This window comes from Nostoc sp. (assembly GCF_036917755.1).
In the GTDB taxonomy this organism is placed as follows: Bacteria; Cyanobacteriota; Cyanobacteriia; order Cyanobacteriales; family Nostocaceae; genus Nostoc.
Genome location: NZ_JBALFC010000141.1, coordinates 33,850 through 52,752, shown reverse-complemented (window position 1 = coordinate 52,752; position 18,903 = coordinate 33,850). Strand labels below are relative to the sequence as shown.

At 42.6% G+C, this 18,903-nt stretch carries 17 protein-coding genes; 8 read left to right on the top strand and 9 right to left on the bottom strand.

Annotated features, from left to right (window positions below; genetic code table 11):
* Window positions 1-142: 142 nt before the first annotated feature.
* Window positions 143-937 (bottom strand): molybdate ABC transporter substrate-binding protein, encoded by a 795-nt coding sequence (gene modA, locus V7L05_RS29490; RefSeq protein ID WP_335169488.1) that lies wholly within the window; start codon window positions 935-937, stop codon window positions 143-145.
* A 94-nt stretch (window positions 938-1,031) separates the two neighbouring features.
* Here modA and V7L05_RS29485 point away from each other — a divergent pair, with 94 nt between their 5' ends.
* Window positions 1,032-1,475 (top strand): TOBE domain-containing protein, encoded by a 444-nt coding sequence (locus tag V7L05_RS29485; RefSeq protein WP_334945478.1) that lies wholly within the window; start codon window positions 1,032-1,034, stop codon window positions 1,473-1,475.
* 408 nt (window positions 1,476-1,883) lie between these two features.
* Complete coding sequence (locus V7L05_RS29480; RefSeq protein ID WP_335169486.1) at window positions 1,884-2,612, top strand: hypothetical protein; 729 nt, start codon at window positions 1,884-1,886, stop codon at window positions 2,610-2,612.
* Between the two features lie 114 nt (window positions 2,613-2,726).
* Here the strand turns inward: V7L05_RS29480 and V7L05_RS29475 are convergent, their stop codons facing one another.
* A complete protein-coding gene (locus V7L05_RS29475; protein ID WP_335169484.1) occupies window positions 2,727-2,882 on the bottom strand; it encodes a hypothetical protein in 156 nt (51 codons plus the stop codon).
* Between the two features lie 36 nt (window positions 2,883-2,918).
* Here V7L05_RS29475 and crtH point away from each other — a divergent pair, with 36 nt between their 5' ends.
* Both crtH and V7L05_RS29465 read left to right on the top strand, forming a co-directional pair.
* Window positions 2,919-4,421 (top strand): carotenoid isomerase, encoded by a 1,503-nt coding sequence (crtH, locus tag V7L05_RS29470; RefSeq protein ID WP_335169482.1) that lies wholly within the window; start codon window positions 2,919-2,921, stop codon window positions 4,419-4,421.
* Window positions 4,422-4,548: 127 nt separating this feature from the next.
* Window positions 4,549-5,907, top strand: coding sequence for a serine hydrolase (locus V7L05_RS29465; protein ID WP_335169481.1), 1,359 nt, complete (start codon window positions 4,549-4,551; stop codon window positions 5,905-5,907).
* A 342-nt stretch (window positions 5,908-6,249) separates the two neighbouring features.
* Here the strand turns inward: V7L05_RS29465 and purT are convergent, their stop codons facing one another.
* From purT to V7L05_RS29445, 4 genes are read right to left on the bottom strand one after another with little or no spacing between them, the layout of a single operon-like run.
* Window positions 6,250-7,413, bottom strand: coding sequence for a formate-dependent phosphoribosylglycinamide formyltransferase (gene purT / locus V7L05_RS29460; protein WP_335169479.1), 1,164 nt, complete (start codon window positions 7,411-7,413; stop codon window positions 6,250-6,252).
* A 50-nt stretch (window positions 7,414-7,463) separates the two neighbouring features.
* Window positions 7,464-7,961: a pentapeptide repeat-containing protein gene (locus V7L05_RS29455; RefSeq protein ID WP_335169477.1), complete on the bottom strand. Its 498-nt coding sequence runs from the start codon at window positions 7,959-7,961 to the stop codon at window positions 7,464-7,466.
* Window positions 7,962-8,020: 59 nt separating this feature from the next.
* A complete protein-coding gene (locus V7L05_RS29450) occupies window positions 8,021-9,634 on the bottom strand; it encodes an ABC transporter permease subunit (protein WP_335169475.1) in 1,614 nt (537 codons plus the stop codon).
* 44 nt (window positions 9,635-9,678) lie between these two features.
* A complete protein-coding gene (locus tag V7L05_RS29445; RefSeq protein ID WP_335169473.1) occupies window positions 9,679-10,629 on the bottom strand; it encodes an ABC transporter ATP-binding protein in 951 nt (316 codons plus the stop codon).
* 263 nt (window positions 10,630-10,892) lie between these two features.
* Here V7L05_RS29445 and V7L05_RS29440 point away from each other — a divergent pair, with 263 nt between their 5' ends.
* Window positions 10,893-11,693, top strand: a complete 801-nt coding sequence (locus V7L05_RS29440) for a PhzF family phenazine biosynthesis protein (protein ID WP_335169472.1) — start codon at window positions 10,893-10,895, stop codon at window positions 11,691-11,693.
* An 8-nt stretch (window positions 11,694-11,701) separates the two neighbouring features.
* Here the strand turns inward: V7L05_RS29440 and V7L05_RS29435 are convergent, their stop codons facing one another.
* A complete protein-coding gene (locus V7L05_RS29435) occupies window positions 11,702-12,166 on the bottom strand; it encodes a DUF29 domain-containing protein (RefSeq protein WP_335169470.1) in 465 nt (154 codons plus the stop codon).
* A gap of 232 nt (window positions 12,167-12,398) precedes the next feature.
* Here V7L05_RS29435 and V7L05_RS29430 point away from each other — a divergent pair, with 232 nt between their 5' ends.
* Complete coding sequence (locus tag V7L05_RS29430) at window positions 12,399-12,845, top strand: DUF4332 domain-containing protein (protein ID WP_335169469.1); 447 nt, start codon at window positions 12,399-12,401, stop codon at window positions 12,843-12,845.
* A gap of 101 nt (window positions 12,846-12,946) precedes the next feature.
* On the opposite strand, the gene V7L05_RS29425 is transcribed toward V7L05_RS29430, so the two are convergent.
* Window positions 12,947-13,561: a TetR/AcrR family transcriptional regulator gene (locus V7L05_RS29425; RefSeq protein WP_335169467.1), complete on the bottom strand. Its 615-nt coding sequence runs from the start codon at window positions 13,559-13,561 to the stop codon at window positions 12,947-12,949.
* Between the two features lie 150 nt (window positions 13,562-13,711).
* Between V7L05_RS29425 and V7L05_RS29420 the strand changes: the two genes are divergently transcribed.
* Window positions 13,712-15,418 (top strand): M16 family metallopeptidase, encoded by a 1,707-nt coding sequence (locus V7L05_RS29420; protein WP_335169466.1) that lies wholly within the window; start codon window positions 13,712-13,714, stop codon window positions 15,416-15,418.
* A gap of 46 nt (window positions 15,419-15,464) precedes the next feature.
* On the top strand, window positions 15,465-17,003 hold the full coding sequence (locus V7L05_RS29415) for a M16 family metallopeptidase (protein WP_335169464.1): 1,539 nt from the start codon (window positions 15,465-15,467) through the stop codon (window positions 17,001-17,003).
* Window positions 17,004-17,772: 769 nt separating this feature from the next.
* Here V7L05_RS29415 and bioB read toward each other — a convergent pair.
* Entirely contained in the window at window positions 17,773-18,780 is a 1,008-nt protein-coding gene (bioB, locus tag V7L05_RS29410) for a biotin synthase BioB (RefSeq protein WP_335169572.1), read from the bottom strand.
* Window positions 18,781-18,903 lie beyond the last annotated feature (123 nt).

Sequence of the window (18,903 nt, the reverse complement as noted above, 5' to 3'; positions counted from 1 at the left end):
CGGTTCCGACAATTCAGGTTAGGGACTTCCAACAAATAAATTACCCAATATTGTGGGGTGGGCAACATGAGCGCCTTTCTATACGGGCGCTCATGTTGCCCACCCCACAAGAAGTAGTTGGATATTTTTTATTTGTCAGTCCCTAACGCACAATAAACCCATATTTTTTGAGTACAGTTTTGACTTGACTCCCAGATAGAAACTCGACAAACTCTTTGGCAGCAGAAGTATTTTTACTGCTTTTAATTATTGCTACCGGATAGACAATCGGTGAGTGAAATTTATCATCAGCAGCGACTACGACTTTTACCTTGTTGGAAATTTTGGCATCAGTGGCATAAACTAAACCTGCTTCGGCGTTACCACTTTCTACTGCTGCCAAAACTTGACGCACATTGTTAGCAAAAACCAATTTTGACTTGACCTGATCATAAAGTTTCAATTTCTTTAATACTTGCTCTCCATATTGACCGGCAGGTACACTTCTGGGTTCACCGATCGCAATTTTTTTAATCTTACTATCTCTTAAATCGTAGAAGCTAGCGATGCCAACAACATCCTGAGCCACAATCAAGACTAGACGGTTATTTGCCAGGTTAGTACGGCTACCTGGTAGCAACAATCCTTTTTCTTCTAAGGCATCCATTTGCTTTTTTCCAGCAGAAATAAAGATATCTGCTGGCGCTCCTTGCTCAATCTGTTGCTGTAAAGCACCAGAAGCCCCAAAGTTATAACTAATGTTGACATCTGATTTACTTTGTTGGTAAAGAGGCTTAATTTCTTCCATCGCCTCTTTTAAGCTGGCGGCTGCGGACACGAGTATGCTGGTGTTTGACTGTGCTATTACGGGAGAAGGAGTAACCAACGGTAAACCAATTGTTAGCAGCAAGCCAGCAAGCGCTATACCTAGAAAGCCAAAAATTTGTCTTCTTTTCATAGAAAAGGTGTTTGAGAGGTTTTTTTTCTAAAATTGATGCTAGGTAGAATCGTAACAATAATACCAAGATTTGCCCAACTATATCGGTAAAATTATGCCTAGAAAAGAACAAGGGTGGGTCACATTCCAAACCTCAGAAGAGGAGCGAAAGATTTTAGAAGAGTTTTGTGACCAGTCTCAGCGAACTAAGACCGAAATTCTTCGGGAATTGGTACGTGGTCTTAATCAACACTCTTCACGATCCAACTTGCTACCAACCATAAACAGAGAAGAGGAAAATATCTACGCTCAAAAGTCTGAGATAGAAATTAGTATTCAAAAGAAACCACTCAAAGTTAGCTCCCGTAATATTTTGAAGGGTGTTGTTAAACGAGTTGTCACTGGAGCGGTTAATAGTGAGGTGACGCTGGAGATTGTTCACAAAGTTGTGTTAACTTCGATTATCACCAGAGTATCGGTAGAAGAGTTGGGTTTGTCTGAAGGAAAAGAGGCTTATGCTGTTATTAAGTCCAACGATATAGTTATTGCCAGCGAATAGGCTGTGGCGATCGCTATTCTGACAGCAATTTTCGTCTTAAATAGACCACGCACTAGGGGCACAGCAATGCTCATTCGTGTTAACTTAAGCTCAAAATCCTTTTAAAACCTCGTTTCCAGCCTCTGGCTGGAAATGCAGATCGTTGCGGCTCTGCCGCAAGTCTTGAGGCGGAGCCTCAATGAGGAGCATTCCCAGTCGGAGACTGGGAACGAGGTAATCTGCTAAAAGATGATTCTAGGCTGGTTTTCACCTGAAGTTGACACCAATGGGCAGTGCCGTGCCCCTACACCTAGCGATATAATATTGTACCGCATTTGAATGGGAACCGCTATAGTTAGCGTGTTGATTCCTAGCAATAGCCCCAAAGATTGGGTTACGGGTTCGACTTCAACCTCGGAGAAATGTTTTATGGCATCTCAAATAGACATACATTTGCCTAACGGAGTTTTAGAACGCTTGCAAAATGTGAAAGATTTTGTGAGCGGAAACGTTAACTCTCTAAATAACTCAGCACAACAAGTTGGGGAGTCTTTGAATACAACAACTGATAGAGCAATTGATACAGTTACGACAGGTTTAGAACAAAGTTGGCAAACGGCTGAACAAGTTAAGAGTACAACATCGGGAGTAGTAAAAACAGCAATTAGTTCTTCTGTAAGTGATTGGCTGACACAACACCCGATATTTTTTAGGTTAGTTCAAATACTAGGTTGGGCGGCTAATCACCCAATTATTAGTGTAGTAATTCTGGTGTTTGCACTTGCTCTACTTTGGAGCATCATCAAAGCAATTGTCCGCTTGATTGAAACAGCTAGTTGGTCAATACTCCAAGTTCCGATCCAATTACTTCAGGCTTTGATTAAAGTTAGTTTTCTATCTTTAACTAAAGTTGGCAGTTTTGCTATTCAACGATTCACAGCTACTAAAATAACTGATAACCTGCCTACTTTACTACCTGAAACTTTTCAACCAAATAAGCAACAACGATTAGCAGAAATTTATCATCGTTTAGAGGCAATTCAAAAGGAACAAAATGAGCTTTTACAAGAAGCAAAAGATTTGATTGCTGCTGACACAATTGATCTAGAAATATCAAAAATTCCACCGCTAAAAAGCGTTGAATCACACCTTGGCTGAGTTCTGCTATGGAACCAGATGCATTTTTCTTTGCGATCATGAGGATTCGTTGAACTGACGTTAAAATTAACACCAGTAATCATTATTGAGAAATTATTTCATTAGTACTTGACATTAATTATCAATCAAGGCTATATTCTTATACAGTGTTCTCCTCTCTTTTAAGGATCGGCAGACGGGATTAGCCAGCAGCAGCAGGCTCGTCCCTCTTTTTTTGTGATTAGGAATTGGGCATGGGGCATGGGGCATTGGGAATTGAGCATGGGGCATTGGGGATGGGGGAAAATAACTAATGACTAATGACTAATGACTAATATGCAAGATATTGATGCGATCGTGATTGGGTCTGGGATTGGCGGATTAGTAACAGCGACTCAGTTAGCGGCGAAGGGAGCGAAAGTGCTGGTACTGGAACGTTATTTGATTCCAGGTGGTAGCGCCGGTTATTTTGAACGCCAAGGCTATCGATTCGATGTTGGCGCATCAATGATTTTTGGGCTGGGACAAAACGGTACTACTAACTTACTCACCCGTGCATTATCATCTGTAAATGTCAGCCAAGAAGCGATCGCAGATCCAGTACAGATTCACTATCATCTACCCCAAGGTTTAGACTTGAAGGTTGACCGGGTTTATGAAAAATTTTTGCAAAATCTTACTGCTCATTTTCCCCATGAAGAACAGGGGATTCGTCGCTTTTATGACGAATGCCAAAAAGTATTCAAGTGTCTCAACAGCATGGATTTGCTGTCGCTAGAAGAACCTCGGTATCTACTGCGGGTATTTTTCCAACATCCTTTGGCGTGTCTCGGTTTAGTTAAGTATCTGCCCCAAAATGCCGGGGATGTGGCGCGGCGCTATATCAAAGACCCGCAATTATTGAAATTTATCGATATGGAATGTTATTGCTGGTCGGTGGTTCCATCAGAGATGACACCAATGATTAATGCTGGAATGGTCTTTTCTGACAGACATTATGGCGGAGTTAACTATCCTAAAGGCGGAGTCGGACAAATTGCCCAAAAACTGGTGGAAGGTTTAGAGAAGGCTGGAGGTAAGATTCAGTACCAAGCTAGAGTCACGAAAATTCTTATAGAACAGGGAAAAGCGGTAGGTGTGCAACTGGCTAATGGTGAAGTATATCGGGGTAAACGCATAGTTTCTAATGCTACACGCTGGGATACATTTGAGCAATTATTACCAGCAAAAAGAATGCCAGATAATGAGAAAAAATGGCAACAAAATTATCAAAAATCTCCCAGCTTCTTGAGTTTGCATATAGGGTTAAAGGAGTCTGTTTTACCTGCGGCGACAGAGTGCCATCATATTTTGCTGGAAGATTGGGAAAAGATGACAGCAACAGAAGGCACAGTTTTTGTTTCGATTCCCACATTGCTTGACCCAGATTTAGCACCAAATGGATATCAGATCATTCATGCCTTCACGCCTCACTGGATTGATGATTGGCAAGAACTTTCTGTGAGTGAGTACGAAGCGAAGAAGGAAGAGGCGGCTTGGCGAATTATTGACCGCCTAGAGAAGATTTTTCCCGGTTTAGATGCTGGATTGGATTATCTGGAGGTAGGCACACCGCGCACCCATCGCCGCTTTTTGGGTCGTGAGGATGGTACTTATGGGCCAATTCCCCGGCGCAAGTTGTGGGGATTATTAAAGATGCCCTTTAATCGCACAGCTATTCCAGGACTTTATTGTGTAGGGGATAGTACCTTTCCGGGTCAAGGGTTGAATGCAGTCGCTTTTTCTGGGTTTGCTTGCGCCCATCGCATTGCCGTAGATTTAGGATTTTAATGTACATCAATCAAGCTGATCATTAGGAATAGCCTACGCATAATTTATAAAACTTTTCAATCAATTGTGTTTTAATGGTGAGCGGTTTTTGTTTCTCAAGAATTTTCCTCACACAAAGCGCTCACCGATGCTCCTCACACACAAAGAAAACATTTTAAAATTTAGTTGGCTTCTACCCAGCTTCTTAAGTTTGTTCCTGTTTGGCTCCACTGTCAAAGCTGCTGCGATGCCTGCGGCGGGCGTAGCCATCGCTAATTGGCATTTTGATAGCAATCGCAATCATCTGGACTTTACCACAGACAAGAATGTTCAACCTAAAGTACAACTACTTACCAACCCTACTCGTCTGGTAATTGATTTGCCTGGAGTTACATTAGGATATCCACAGACTAGTCAAAGGGTGGGGTTAGTAATTCAAGAGATTCGCATTCAGCAGTTTAACGCAGAGACTACCCGCATGGTAGTTACTTTAGCACCTGCCTACACCTTTGATTTAGCACAGGTGAAACTGCAAGAGGAATCCCCTAATCATTGGTCTGTGCAGTTACCCAAGCCATTACCACTGACTGCAACCCAGCCGAAATATCTAGAAATAACTCCGAGTATTTCTCCAAGAGTGAGTGATCATAGCACTCTCTTTGCTGGTGTGGTTCCGATGCATTCACCAATGAAAGCGCTGGAACCTCAAATTAAAGCCTTGATGAATCGCTACAGTTTTCTGAAAACAGGAATGTTTTTCCTGGATTTGGATACTGGGGATTATTTGGATATTGGAGGCGATCGCGTTTTCCCGGCTGCAAGTACAATCAAACTACCAATTCTCATCGCCTTTTTCCAGGATTTAGATGCTGGTAAAGTCACCCTTCAGGAAATACTGACCATGCGGCGTGACTTAGTTACCAATGGTTCTGGAACTATGCAGTATGAGCGAGTTGGTAAGAAGTACACCGCTTTGGAAACCATCACTAAGATGATTACCATTAGTGATAATACTGCCACTAACATGATTATCGATCGCTTAGGTGGAGCGGCGAAACTAAATCAGCGTTTCCGTACTTGGGGACTGACAGACACAGTAATTCGCCATCTTTTAGCTGACTTGAGAGGAACGAACACCACAAGTTCTGAAGATATGGCGCGGGTCCTGGCTTTAGTTGTGAATAACAAGCTAGTTTCTCCACAGAGTCGGGAGCAAGTCTTAGATATTCTGCGTCATACCACAATTCGCACACTGCTTCCCGCAGGTTTGGGGAAAGGTGCTGTCATCGCCAACAAAACCGGAGATATTGGCTTTCTCATTGGCGATGCGGGATTTATTACTATGCCCAATGGTAAGCGCTACTTGGCCGCCATTTTCGTCACCCGTCCTTATAAGGACACAAGAGGGAGAGACTTTATCCGTCAAGTTTCCCAGCTTGTTTACGATTATCTGAATCAGCTGAATCCAGTTGCTGCGGTTAATTCGCCTAACAGTGCTACGAGATAGTGTCAACTTAGTCCGGCACGCTGACGCGCTAAGCGAAGCTATGCCGAAGGCTTTACGCGGCTACACAAACTCTCGTCCGCCTCCGCGGACTAAGGAAAGATTAAGGTTTTATAACCCCGCGCAGAGAGAAGGTGTAGGCTGTATTATACCGTTTTACTTTAATAATGATACAAATTGGTAGGGGCACAGCAATGCTGTGCCCCTACGAGAAATCTATATGTATCAGGGTTTGTGTGAAATGGTATTACGGCTTCCGTAACGCACCAAAAGCCTGAAATAGTGCGTTATGCTAACAACTACAGCTACAGTGGTTTTATATTTAATTCAACGCACCTACTTGGATTAGATAATTGTGATTTTACTTGCAGCTCTAGTAGCTTTTTCCCTAGCCTCTTGGACATTATCACCCTTCGCCAAAGCTACGCCCATTCGCCGATATGGATGAGCATTAGGTTTACCAAATAATCTAATATCTACATCTTTTTCTGACAAAGCATTGGCTACACCATTAAAAGCAATAGAATCAGATTTTTCTGAGGCTAAAATTACCGCACTAGCTGATGCTCCTAGCTGTTCTATATCAGGAATTGGCAAATCTAAAATAGCTCGCAAATGTAGTTCAAATTCATTGAGATTTTGTGAGATTAATGTCACCATTCCCGTATCGTGGGGTCTGGGAGAAAGTTCGGAAAAAATCACTTCATCTTTGGTAATGAAAAACTCAACGCCAAAAATTCCGGCTCCTCCTAAAGCATCAGTAACTTTTATGGCTATTTCTTGAGCTTTTAATATCTTATCTTCAGAAATTAGTGCGGGTTGCCACGATTCTTGATAATCGCCTCGTTCTTGACGATGGCCAATAGGAGAACAGAAAATTGTCGGTGCATTCCACTGTTTAATTGTGAGTAAAGTTATCTCAATTTGAAAGTTAATAAATTCTTCTACTATTACCTTTTGACTGTCACCTCTAGAATTAGCGATCGCATAATTCCAAGCCTTCTCAACCTCACTCTTATCCTGTACTACAGACTGACCTTTACCAGAGGATGACATCACAGGTTTAACAACATTAGGAAAGTCAATTTCATCAGAAATGGCAATCAATTCTTCTAAAGTTGTTGCATAACCATATTTAGCCGTTCTGATGCCCAATTCTTGATGTGCCAGTTCCCGAATTCTATCGCGATTCATTGTATAGTTAGTAGCAGCCGCAGTTGGTATAACTGTAATGCCACGCTGTTCAAATTCCAGAAGTTTTTCTGTTCTGATTGCTTCAATTTCTGGTATAATAATATCTGGCTGATGTTTTGTCACTACAGCTTCTAAATCATCAGCACTAAGCATAGAAATCACTTCATAAGCATCAGCAACTTGCATCGCTGGAGCATTGGCGTAGCGGTCAATGGCAATCACATAATTACCAAGACGTTGAGCTGCGATCGCAAATTCTTTACCGAGTTCTCCTGAACCCAGCAACATCAATTTTTGGGGCAACTTAATACTCATTAACTTATCCAGGACAATTTCAATTTAATAATCTTATAATTTTTTGTGTTTTAATTACCATCTTCTGAAGAATTAAATCTAGCCCCGCGTAGTTGTAAATCTTGACGTTGCAGCTTTGTCAATCCATCGCCTGTAGCAAATTTACACTCACTTACTAGAGCGCCTAACCAAATAGTCTCGTTAAGAGTTGCACCTCGTAAATCTGCATTTCTCAAATCAGCGCTCGTAAAATTTACAAATAAGAGGTCTGCATTGACTAAACTACTACCTTGTAGATTTGCCTCTGATAAGTTTCCTCGAATGAAGTTTACACCATCTAAAATTAAACCAGATAAATCTGCTCCTATAAGATTAGGAAACTTTAGCTGACTTGGATATTTAAAAAACCGCATTATACAGATGATATTTGCTTCATTTAGTCGGATTTTAGTTAAAAACTCATAACGAGCTATGCCCAGTTGGTTAAGAATTTGCAGACGCTGTGAGGGACTTTGTTCTAAAAAATGAATAGCTGTGTGGCGTTGGTCTTGAGTAGGGATATTTAACATAATTATTAAATTGTAGCGATGCAAGATCCCCGACTTCTCAAAGAAGTCGGAGTTCTAATTTAACGTCGTGCTAATAATGCTTTCGTAGCAGATTCGCCTGCTAATCTTACGCGCTTTGTCAACTGGAAGTTTAACAACGCTAGAACACTCAACTCAGCTAGGAATGCTATAAAAATTGTTGTCACCCCAGAGTATTCTATACCTGCCCAAGGAAAAGTTGAAAATAACCAGACAGTAGGATATTCCGATGGGGGGATGTCGAGAAATTGTAGAATCATCGGTGGTAGAAACATTGCTGTACCTAAAGTCCCAATTGCCCAGAAAGAACGCTTGGGAGTTTTTAGCAAAAGTATCAATTGAGCAATGGTAGCGTAAATCATCATTAAGCTGATAGACAAAGCTATAGCTAAAAGTACTTTAAACCTGTCAATATCGTTACTCAGCCAAGTTTGGCCATCGTTTGCATCAAAAACAGATGTAAGTGAAACCCAAACTAGCCAGGGGATAGTAACAATTATCAGATTAATTGCGATCGCTACGAGTGCAGGGCTTTTTTCAGCCGAAATTAGATCCTGCCATAAATTTTTGCGGCTAGAAACTCCCTGATGTCGATATCTTGCCCAATCTTGTACATCTTGACGGTGAGGGGAAAGAACCACAATTAAACTTAAAATCAACACCAAGTTGTACACTGCCAGCAAAACGAGATTTCCCCCAACCCCTTCATCCCATCTTTGATTATTTAGACCATTTTGTACAGTAAATCCCCACATCATTAACTGGCAAAATGCTACTAGTAAATAACTTTGTTCCTTGCTAATTATTGAGGCTTGAGGATTACGGAAGTAACGTTTGACAACTTGCAAAATACCGTAACTACACAGTCCCAAGTTTAATAAATGGAAGCCAACAACACTAACAACACTTGTCCCTAATGGTAAATAGAAAAACTGCCAGTTTGTCAGGGGAGAACCATTGGATAGATTGAATAAGTTAGGAAATAGATAATTTGTTATATCCCAAGGATTAAAGAGTCTAAAGAAAGCAGTTGAATTATTTAAAGTGTTGCTATTAGACGATGCCAGCACCATCGTTATGAACAAAAAAAGCAAAACTACACTACTACCTAACCCAGCCTGAAAACCGCTAGCTGAACGACTAAACAAACCCAATAAGAGTGCAGCACTGTAGAAGAAAATACAGCTAGCAGCAATAATTGCATAGTAACTCAAAATGTAACTAAAGGCAATTTTGGCAGAAAGTCCAGCCCACAAATGTAAAGGAACTGCTAGTAAGATGCTCAGATAAATTAAACTCGGAACTCCTAGCAATTTGCCAGTCAATATACTTGTTTCTGATTGAGGACTGAGACGGATAAAATTCAACGTACCGCGAGTTTCTTCTTTGGCTAAATCGTTGATTAGCAAATAAGTTCCTGCAACTAATAGTGTAAATACAAAAATTACACTCAGAGTCAGGAATATATGTTCCCAATGTTCTTGCCACAACGTATCATCGGGAAATTCCCGTAACTGATATGAAAAAACTACCAGTTGCAGTAGTAAGGATGTTGCAACTGCGATCGCAACATTAAAAAATTTCAAGCGTCCTTTGAGTTCCCGGAATAGTTGCGGATTCCAATCGCCAATTTTGTCTATTAAATTGAACATCATAAGAAAAAATTCTCCAAAAATGGGGAGTGATATTTATTGACGTATCAAGATGCTTGTTTGTGACCTAATTTTAGGAAAATACTTTCTAAGTCTTCTTGTGTGCAGTGAAAATCAGTCAGGGGAATGCCTGCTTGGATGAGCGATCGCAATAACTCAGCACTATCTTCATCTTTGCCCGAAAAATTCACCCGCACACTGTTTTTTGCTGGTATTACCTCCCACTCTTCTACTAAAGGATGATGTTTTAGTTCAATCAAAAGTGTCTCTAGGTTCCCCAAAGTTGATAACACAATTTGTTGGTGTGAAAGACTTTGGTAAAGTTGCTGTAGGGAAGTACTTTCTACCAAGAAGCCAAGTTCCATAATTCCCACAGAAGTACAGAGTTCCGCTAAATCACTGAGAACATGGGAAGAAATGATTACAGTCATCCCAGCTTCTCGTAAAGCTTTGATGATTTCACGAAATTGCATCCTAGCAATGGGATCAAGCCCAGAAACAGGCTCATCCAGTAGTAGTAAAATCGGTTCGTGGATAATGGTTCGCGCTAAACTTAAGCGCTGTTTCATCCCCCGCGACAGAGTAGAAATTTGACTGTGACGTTTATTACCAAGTTGGATTAGTTCTAAAACTTCATGTAGGCGTTGAGTGCGGCGTGGTTCTCGCAAACGATACAGACGCGCAAAATAATCTAGGTAGTCCCAGACTGTCAAATCCTCATATAGCGGGTAGTCATCGGGTAAGTAGCCTAGACGACGCTTAAGTTTGGGGTTACTCTTGTCACGGAGTAGGCGATCGCCATTAATATAAATCTCACCCGTAGTTGGTTCCTCAGCAGTCGCCAACATTCGGATGAGAGTTGTTTTACCCGCGCCATTCGGCCCAATCAATCCATATACTTCCCCCACCTGAATCTCTAAATCAACATCATTGACAGCAACGTGCCGGTCAAATTGCTTAGTTAATCCACGGGTGCAAATTGCTAATTCTTTTACCATTGCTGCTGCGGTGCGGCTTGTGATTAATAGTTAACCTAGCCTTTTCTAAAGCTTTTGTCAGGCTGGTTTCAGAAATTGAAACTGGCTTTCAGAAGAATTCAGAAGTCAGGAGTCAGAATTCTGTTTTGATATATATAGGACTTACGCAAAATATCTCTGAAACTCTGATTTCTCCGTGTACTCTGCGCCTCTGCGGTTCGTTATTCCGTAACTCGTGCGTAAGTCCTAATATATATTAATGTCTAACTTTCAAGGTGACTCTAATGGGACAAACCATTACTCAGGTTGATGCTTTTACCAATACACCTTTTGCAGGAAATCCTGCTGCTGTCTGTGTTTTGCCTACTCCCCAAGACGAACGCTGGATGCAGAACGTGGCGCAGGAGATGAATTTATCTGAGACGGCTTTTCTAGTTAGACAGGATGATGGCTTTAATCTGCGTTGGTTTACGCCCACGGTGGAAGTGCCGCTTTGTGGTCATGCAACTTTAGCTAGTGCCCATGTACTTTGGTCAGAAGGACATTTATCACCTGATGAAGTTGCGCGTTTCTACACCAAAAGTGGAGTGTTGATTGCTAAGTTGCAAGGTGAGTGGATTGAGTTAGATTTTCCTGTGAATCACTCACAAGCAACGATCGCACCTCCAGAACTCAATGCTGCTTTGGGTGTACCATCCAAATCTGTCTTGCAGAATTCACTAGGTTATTTAGTGGAATTAGAATCGGAAGACTTGGTGCGGCAAATACAGCCTAATTTTCAACTCCTAAAAACGTTGCCTGTTTCTGATGTTATAGTCACCAGCATTACGCAGTCTGATCCAAATTATGATTTTATCTCTCGTTTTTTTGCACCAGGAGTAGGTATTGATGAAGACCCTGTGACTGGGGCTGCCCATTGTTGCCTTGCTGCGTTCTGGCGCGATCGCTTGCACAAAAATAAGTTTTTGGCTTATCAAGCATCGAGTCGAGGTGGAGTGATAAAAGTGTATTATGACGGGGGCGATCGCGTCTTTTTGGGCGGACAAGCGGTAACTGTGATGCGAGGCGAGTTAATTAACGCTTAAATCTAATATTACAAATTAATTGCATCTGGCAAAAACTCAGCATCAAGAACTTGGGCAATGAGATAAGGACATTCCACTGGAAACGTATCTATTGGTAATTCAGTTTCATTACTAGCAGCTTTCAATCCCCGATAGTAGCACTGGGCTAAAACTTGTTCTGGATAGGACTTGAGGCTGGGACTCTCTTGCAGCAAATCTGCAATTTGGTTGCGTTGCTCATCAATTGTATTTCGCCAAGAGCCACTCCGCAAACTAGACTGATAATGCCACTTGAGCAAATGCTGTAATAATATCTCCAAGCGGCTTTTCAACTCTCGTCGATCTGACCGTCCCAAGCTTTCAATCTCCTCAATCACAGCATCCCAGTCTACTTGTCCAAATTCTCCAGCACGAATGAGTTGCACAGTTTTTTCTGTCCATGCGACAAAATCTGTTTCATACAACTGGGCTGCGCTTTTCGGAATTGGGGTCATAAACTTCCTGCAATCCACTGTAGACTAGCAAAAGTTGAGATATTTTACAGTTATTTTAACGTCAGCTATGCGAGGCGATCGCGTTTTTCTCGGCGGACAAGCGGTAACTACTATGCTTATGCGTGTCAACTTAAGCTAAAACTCCTTTAAAATACTAAACTGCAAGAGCGTGTACTTTTGCAAAGAAGCAACTGCCACAATATTTAAACAAACCTATATTTTAATTTCAAAAATGTCTGCTAAACACACAAATAGTAGAAGTCCGAGTCAATCTCGTGACTGGCCAATTGAGCAATTACCTGGATTGAGCCAAGAGGAACAATCTCAACTGCAAAATTGTGGGATTAATAGCACAGTAGCGCTAATCAAACAAGGCAAGACTCTAGAGGAAAGAGTAGCGTTAGCTAATAAACTACAGATTCATCTTCAGTATGTAAATAAATGGATAGCTTTGGCTGACTTGGCACGTATTCCCAGTGTAGGGACACAATATTGTGGTTTATTGCTCCATGCGGGTATTGGTTCTGTAGCACAGTTAGTTCAAACTCCCACTCACAGATTACACCAACAAATTATGCGTTTGCAGGTAGCAACAATGCAGCGACGAGATTTGTGTCCAGCAATTGAGTTAGTACAACAGTGGAGTCAGCAAGCGAAAATAGTTTTGGGTGGGGAGTAGGGAGTGGGGAGTGGGGAGTGGGGAGATGAGGGAGATGGGGGAGAAAGAATAACTAATGCCCAATGCCCAATGCCTAATGCCCAATGCCCAATGCCCAATGCCTACTCTTTGGCTAAGACTCCATTAAGAAAGATATCAGCGAGTCCTTCGGCCATTTGCTGCATTTCTTGGGGGGAAGCGTCAGGTTCAATGAGAGTATTGTTAGAAAAACCTGCGATCGCAAACATTCCTAAGAAAACTTTCGCAACTAGCTTGGCGTCCATTTGGCGATAAATGCCTTTATCCATCGCTGTTTGAAAGAACGCTTCGCCGACATCGGTCATTTTGGTGATCACTTCTAATTGAATGCGATCGCGCAAATCGGGGTGAAACTGCACTTCCATAAAACAAACACGCATCACATCGGCATTTTTTTGGAAATTCCACATCCGGCGACGCATCACCTGAGCGATAGCTTTATAACTACCCATTTCACTTAATTCTGTCAGTAAATCTGTCAGAATCTCCACCCAGCCATTAGTAGCTACTTCCACCAAAATTGCTTTTTTATTGGGAAAATAACGAAACAGAGTGCCTTCAGCTACACCTGCTGTTTGTGCTAAATCGCGGGTGGTAGTGCCGTCAAATCCCTGAGAGGCAAACAAGCGTTGTGCGGTCTGTAAAATCCGGGTGCGCGTCTGAGTCTCTGAAAGCGGGGAAGAATTAAAAATTCGCATAAAATTTATGGTGAGATATCTGGAACAGGATTTGTAGCATTATTGTCTAACTTCAAGTAGAAAAAACCCTGAAAACTTAATACAAGATTAACGCTCTTTTGCTAAGTATCCTGTTTTTTACGTAGTGTAACTTTATCTTAATTTTTGCTTATGAACCAGATCAGTCGGTCAATTTTGGATTTTAAATTTTGGACTTCGACTTCTCTACGAGACGCTGCGCGATCGCCACTTCGACAACGCTCAGTACAAGTCAGTCGAACGATTTTGGATTGGTCAGATCAAGTATCTGTCACATTGCGGCGGTTGTTTGTCACTTTGTTAACTTTGATTATCCTCTGCTGGGGATTGCTGCCAGAAATTGCTCTGGCTGAAACTCAGACGGCACTTCTTCCTCAAGAATCTCCAACTCCACCAGTTCAAAGCTCGATCCAACCTTATCTCGATCGAGTGATCAAACAGTTAACGGAATTTCGCCTTGACAATGGTCTAAAATTCATCGTCTTGGAACGACATCAAGCGCCTGTAGTTTCTTTTCTTACCTATGCAGATGTCGGTGGTGTGGATGAGGTAGAGGGCAAAACTGGTGTAGCTCACTTTCTGGAGCATTTGGCGTTTAAAGGCACGACACGTATTGGTACAAAAGACTACAAAGCAGAAAAACCTTTATTAGAAACCTTAGAGCAGTTGGATGCTCAAATTAAAACAGCGAAAACCGATGGCAAAAAAGATGAGGTTGCTCGGTTAGAAACTGAGTTTAAGCAAGTAGAATCACAAGCAGGTAAGCTAGTCAAGCAAAACGAATTGGGACAAATTGTCGAACAAGCGGGAGGCGTGGGTTTAAATGCCAATACTTCTAACGAAGCCACCCGTTATTTTTACAGCTTTCCTGCTAATAAGCTGGAACTTTGGATGTCGCTGGAGTCGGAGCGATTTCTCGATCCGGTAATTAGTCGTGAGTTTTATAAAGAGAAAGATGTAATTTTAGAAGAACGACGGATGCGGGTAGAGAATTCACCTATTGGACTGATGGTGGAGAAATTTGTTGATACTGCTTACAAAGTCCATCCCTACAGGCGTCCGGTGATTGGTTATGACCAAGATATCCGCAATCTGACACCAGAAGATGTCCAAAAGTTTTTTGATACTCACTACGTACCAAGTAATTTAGCGATCGCTATTGTCGGAGATGTCAACACGGCTGAAGTGAAAAAACTGGCACAAACTTATTTTGGCCGCTATCAAGCAAAAACCAAAGCTGTTGAACAAATTCCGGTGGAACCCCCACAACAACAAACACGAGAAGTTACTTTACAGCTAGCTTCTCAACCCTGGTATTTAGAAGGTTATCATCGTCCCGCAATTACCCATCCAGATAATGCAGTCTATGAAATCATTGGCAGTTTATTAAGTGATGGACGCACGTCGCGACTGTATAAGTCTTTGGTAGAAAAGCAGCGTTTGGCGCTCAATGCTCAAGGTTACAGTGGATTTCCTGGAGATAAATACCCAAACCTGATATTTTTCTATGCTCTCACGGCTCCTGGTCATACAGTTGATGAATTGGCGGTGGCTTTGCGCCAAGAAATTGACAAATTAAAAACTGAGCCGGTAGCGGCGGCTGATTTACAACGGGTGAAAACCCAAGCACGAGCGGGTTTGTTACGTACCCTCGATTCAAATATGGGGATGGCTGAACAATTGTTGGAATATGAGGTGAAAACTGGCTCTTGGCGGAATTTGTTTAAGCAGTTGGATGATATTTCGGCGGTGACTACGGCTGATATTGAACGGGTGGCTAAGGAGACTTTTACGGCTGAGAATCGCACGATTGGTAAGTTGTTGTCGAAAGAAACTTAAGAGAAACGAACCGCGAAGGGCGCAAAGGGCGCGAAGGAAGAAAGATATGCAAAGGTTTAAGGTGAAGGGTAAAAGGCAGATAGTGTTCAAAATTCAAAATCTAAAATCTAAAATCCAAAATGGAAAGGGGCTGATTTATGCTTTGGTTGCTGTTTTTACGTGTTTACTTTTAACTTGTAATTTTTCTCTGGCGGCGACGACTGAAGCAAAGCATTACACGGAGTTGCAGTTGCCACCGCTACCTGAGATCAAGTTACCTAAGTATGAGCGGTTTGTGCTGCAAAACGGCTTGGTTGTCTATTTGATGGAGGATCATGAGTTACCGTTGGTGAATGGGACGGCGTTTGTGCGGACAGGAAATCGCTTGGAACCACAACAAAAAGTTGGTTTAGCTGGTTTTACGGGCGCGGTGATGCGAACTGGGGGAACTAAGAAGCATTCGGCTGATGAACTCAACGAGATATTGGAACAACGGGCGGCATCTGTGGAAGCTAATATTGGTGAAGCTTCTGGTGGTGCTAGCTTTGACGCACTCAGTGAAGATTTAGAAACGGTGTTTGGGCTATTTGCTGAAGTGCTGCGATCGCCTGTATTTGCTCAAGAAAAGCTAGACTTGGCGAAAACTCAAGCTAAGGGCGGCATTGCCCGTCGCAATGACAATCCAGATGGGATTGCTAGTCGAGAATTTAAGAAACTGATCTATGGGAAAGATAGCCCCTATGCTCGCACAATCGAGTATGCAACGGTGGATCAGGTTTCTCGTGAAGATTTGCTCAAGTTTTATCGGCAATATTTCCACCCCAATAATATGATTTTGGGGATTGTCGGGGATTTTGATGCGAAGAAAATGCGATCGCTCGTTCAAGCGAAGTTTGGCGACTGGAACCGCAACCCAAGTATTGCTAAACCCAAATTACCAAATGTTTTGCCAGCTAATACAGGTGGAGTCTTTTTTGTCAATCAGCCACAACTAACCCAAAGTAGTGTGCTTATCGGCCATTTAGGTGGACGATTCGACAATCCCGATTATGCGGCGCTGGATGTATTGAATGGGGTATTAAATGGATTTGGTGGACGCTTATTTAATGAATTGCGATCGCGTCAAGGTTTAGCTTACTCTGTCTATGGCCGGTGGAGTCCCCGCTACGATTATCCTGGAATGTTTATCGCTGGTGGCCAAACGCGATCGGATGCTACTGTCCAGTTTGTCAAAGCCTTACAAGCTGAAATTAAGCGTATGCAAACTCAAAGAGTCACAGCAAAAGAACTGGCTTTTGCCAAAGAGTCTACACTTAACTCCTTTGTATTCAACTTTCAAGACCCCAGCCAAACCTTATCACGGTTGATGCGATACGAATATTACGGCTATCCTGCTGATTTTCTATTTCGCTATCAAAAAGCCGTCGCCGCCACCACAGCCGCCGATGTGCAAAGGGTAGCACGAGAATACCTCAAGCCAGAAAAGATCGTGACTTTAGTGGTGGGGAATCAAACCGCCATTCAACCGCCATTGACGCAGCTAGCAGCACAGGTGACACCCATAGATGTAACGATTCCTGGTTCACAGCCACAGGTGAAGAATTAATCGCCTAGATATAGCGTTTCCTAATCATATAAGGTACATCATAGTCCCCTCCTCGCTTGCCTACGGTGTACACACAAGTCGGAAAAACTTGATCCACCAAAGATTTGCGGTGAAGCAGCGCTGCGGGAGGGTTTCCCTCCGCAGGCGACTGCTGAACCCGAAGGGTGCGTTACGCTGGCGTGACAAAGCTAAATTGTTGCAATCATGGCGATGCCTACGGCCGGCTTCTCTACGAGACGCTCCGCGAACGCCAACGCATTTGTTATTTTGGCGAACCCATTTGTTATTTCGGCGAACCCATTTGTTATTTCGGCGAACTCATTTGTTATTTCGGCGAACTCATTTGTTATTTCGGCGAACTCATTTGTTATTTCGGCGAACTCATTTGTTATTTCGGCGAACTCATTTGTTATTTTGGCGTGGACATAACGCACTCTACTGGCGTGTCATTACTCAAATGTTGCAAAAAAATTGTCGGTTGGGTTGACGTAAGGAAACCCAACCTACACCTAATGCACTATTTTAGCCAAGACGCGCTACTACGAAACTACTAGAAGAGTTGAAACCTATGCTGGTCATACTTGTGTGTACACTGTAGCCTCGCTTGCGGGGAGGGGGTTGGGGTTCTTGTACGTAAGTCCTGTCGGCGTTCAAATAATTTCCTTCACTATCGGGAAATAACTGAGGACAAATTGTAGTAACCAGTAGAAACTAAATCAGGAACCAAAACCTCTGGGAACTCCAGAGGTTTTTTCTTCACTCTCAGGACTTACGCCACAACAACCGGACTTGCTACCTTCTCCTGTCTTTGGGAAGGTGGACGCATTCCTAAACCAAGTAAATTCAGCATTTCTCGGTCAGTATCGTAATCTGGACAGGGAGTTGTCACCGTCAACATCTTGTTGTCGTCGCTAGAAAAGATAGAATTGGCTCCTGCCATAAAGCAGAAAGCTTGTTCTACTTGAGAAAGTCTAGCCCTACCAGCACTAAGACGCACATCGGAAGCTGGCATTAAAATCCTAGCTGTGGCAATCATCCGCACAATATCCCAAATGGAAACATCAGGCTGATTTTCTAAGGGTGTGCCTGGTACTTGTGAGAGAATATTAATCGGTACGGACTCTGGATGCGGATGTAAGTTTGCCAGAGTTTGTAACATCCCAACCCGGTCATCGACAGTTTCGCCCAAACCCAGGATACCGCCGGAACATACAGTAACATTTGTCTGACGGACATTCTCAATCGTGTTCAAGCGATCGCTATAAGTCCGCGTGGTAATAATTGTGCTGTAATATTCCTCTGAGGTATCTAAGTTATGGTTGTAGGCGTAAAGTCCCGCTTCCGCCAATTTCCTAGCCTGATTTGCCGTCAACATCCCCAAAGTGCAGCACACTTCTAAACCCATTGCGGTTACATCCTTGACCATTTCCAGGACTTCCTCAAATTGTGAGTTATCCCGCACTTCCCGCCAAGCAGCACCCATGCAGATGCGACTAACACCAGTTTCTTTCGCTTTCTGGGCAATGCTAACTACCGTTTCCTTTTCTAGGAGTGCTTGCGCCTTTACCTCTGTTTTATAGCGGGAAGATTGGGCACAGTAGCTACAATCTTCTGGACAGCCTCCCGTTTTAATAGATATCAGCTTACAAACTTGTATTTTTGTTGGGTCATGATATTGGCGATGCACGCTAGCAGCTTGATAAATAAGCTCTAGCAATGGCGTGTTGTATATCGCCCGAATCTCTAATTCCTGCCAATCGTAGCGTATTCCCACCACATCACTATCCTTCTTGTAGACTGGGTTAAATCTTGAGCTATATTTTGGTTGAATCTCCTGCGGTACAGCATTTGGGCAAAGCGATTTTATCGAAGTTATGCCGCGCACTGTGCTTTATCACCC

Coding starts and splice junctions, on each gene's coding strand:
- V7L05_RS29430 (WP_335169469.1), top strand. CDS start 12,399: ATGTCTGCTAAACACACAAATAGTAGAAGTCCGAGTCAATCTCGTGAC.
- V7L05_RS29485 (WP_334945478.1), top strand. CDS start 1,032: ATGCCTAGAAAAGAACAAGGGTGGGTCACATTCCAAACCTCAGAAGAG.
- V7L05_RS29420 (WP_335169466.1), top strand. CDS start 13,712: ATGAACCAGATCAGTCGGTCAATTTTGGATTTTAAATTTTGGACTTCG.
- purT (WP_335169479.1), bottom strand. CDS start 7,413: ATGAGTATTAAGTTGCCCCAAAAATTGATGTTGCTGGGTTCAGGAGAA.
- V7L05_RS29415 (WP_335169464.1), top strand. CDS start 15,465: ATGCAAAGGTTTAAGGTGAAGGGTAAAAGGCAGATAGTGTTCAAAATT.
- V7L05_RS29455 (WP_335169477.1), bottom strand. CDS start 7,961: ATGTTAAATATCCCTACTCAAGACCAACGCCACACAGCTATTCATTTT.
- V7L05_RS29425 (WP_335169467.1), bottom strand. CDS start 13,561: ATGCGAATTTTTAATTCTTCCCCGCTTTCAGAGACTCAGACGCGCACC.
- V7L05_RS29450 (WP_335169475.1), bottom strand. CDS start 9,634: ATGATGTTCAATTTAATAGACAAAATTGGCGATTGGAATCCGCAACTA.
- V7L05_RS29440 (WP_335169472.1), top strand. CDS start 10,893: ATGGGACAAACCATTACTCAGGTTGATGCTTTTACCAATACACCTTTT.
- V7L05_RS29435 (WP_335169470.1), bottom strand. CDS start 12,166: ATGACCCCAATTCCGAAAAGCGCAGCCCAGTTGTATGAAACAGATTTT.
- modA (WP_335169488.1), bottom strand. CDS start 937: ATGAAAAGAAGACAAATTTTTGGCTTTCTAGGTATAGCGCTTGCTGGC.
- V7L05_RS29465 (WP_335169481.1), top strand. CDS start 4,549: ATGCTCCTCACACACAAAGAAAACATTTTAAAATTTAGTTGGCTTCTA.
- crtH (WP_335169482.1), top strand. CDS start 2,919: ATGACTAATATGCAAGATATTGATGCGATCGTGATTGGGTCTGGGATT.
- V7L05_RS29445 (WP_335169473.1), bottom strand. CDS start 10,629: ATGGTAAAAGAATTAGCAATTTGCACCCGTGGATTAACTAAGCAATTT.
- V7L05_RS29475 (WP_335169484.1), bottom strand. CDS start 2,882: ATGCCCCATGCTCAATTCCCAATGCCCCATGCCCCATGCCCAATTCCT.
- V7L05_RS29480 (WP_335169486.1), top strand. CDS start 1,884: ATGGCATCTCAAATAGACATACATTTGCCTAACGGAGTTTTAGAACGC.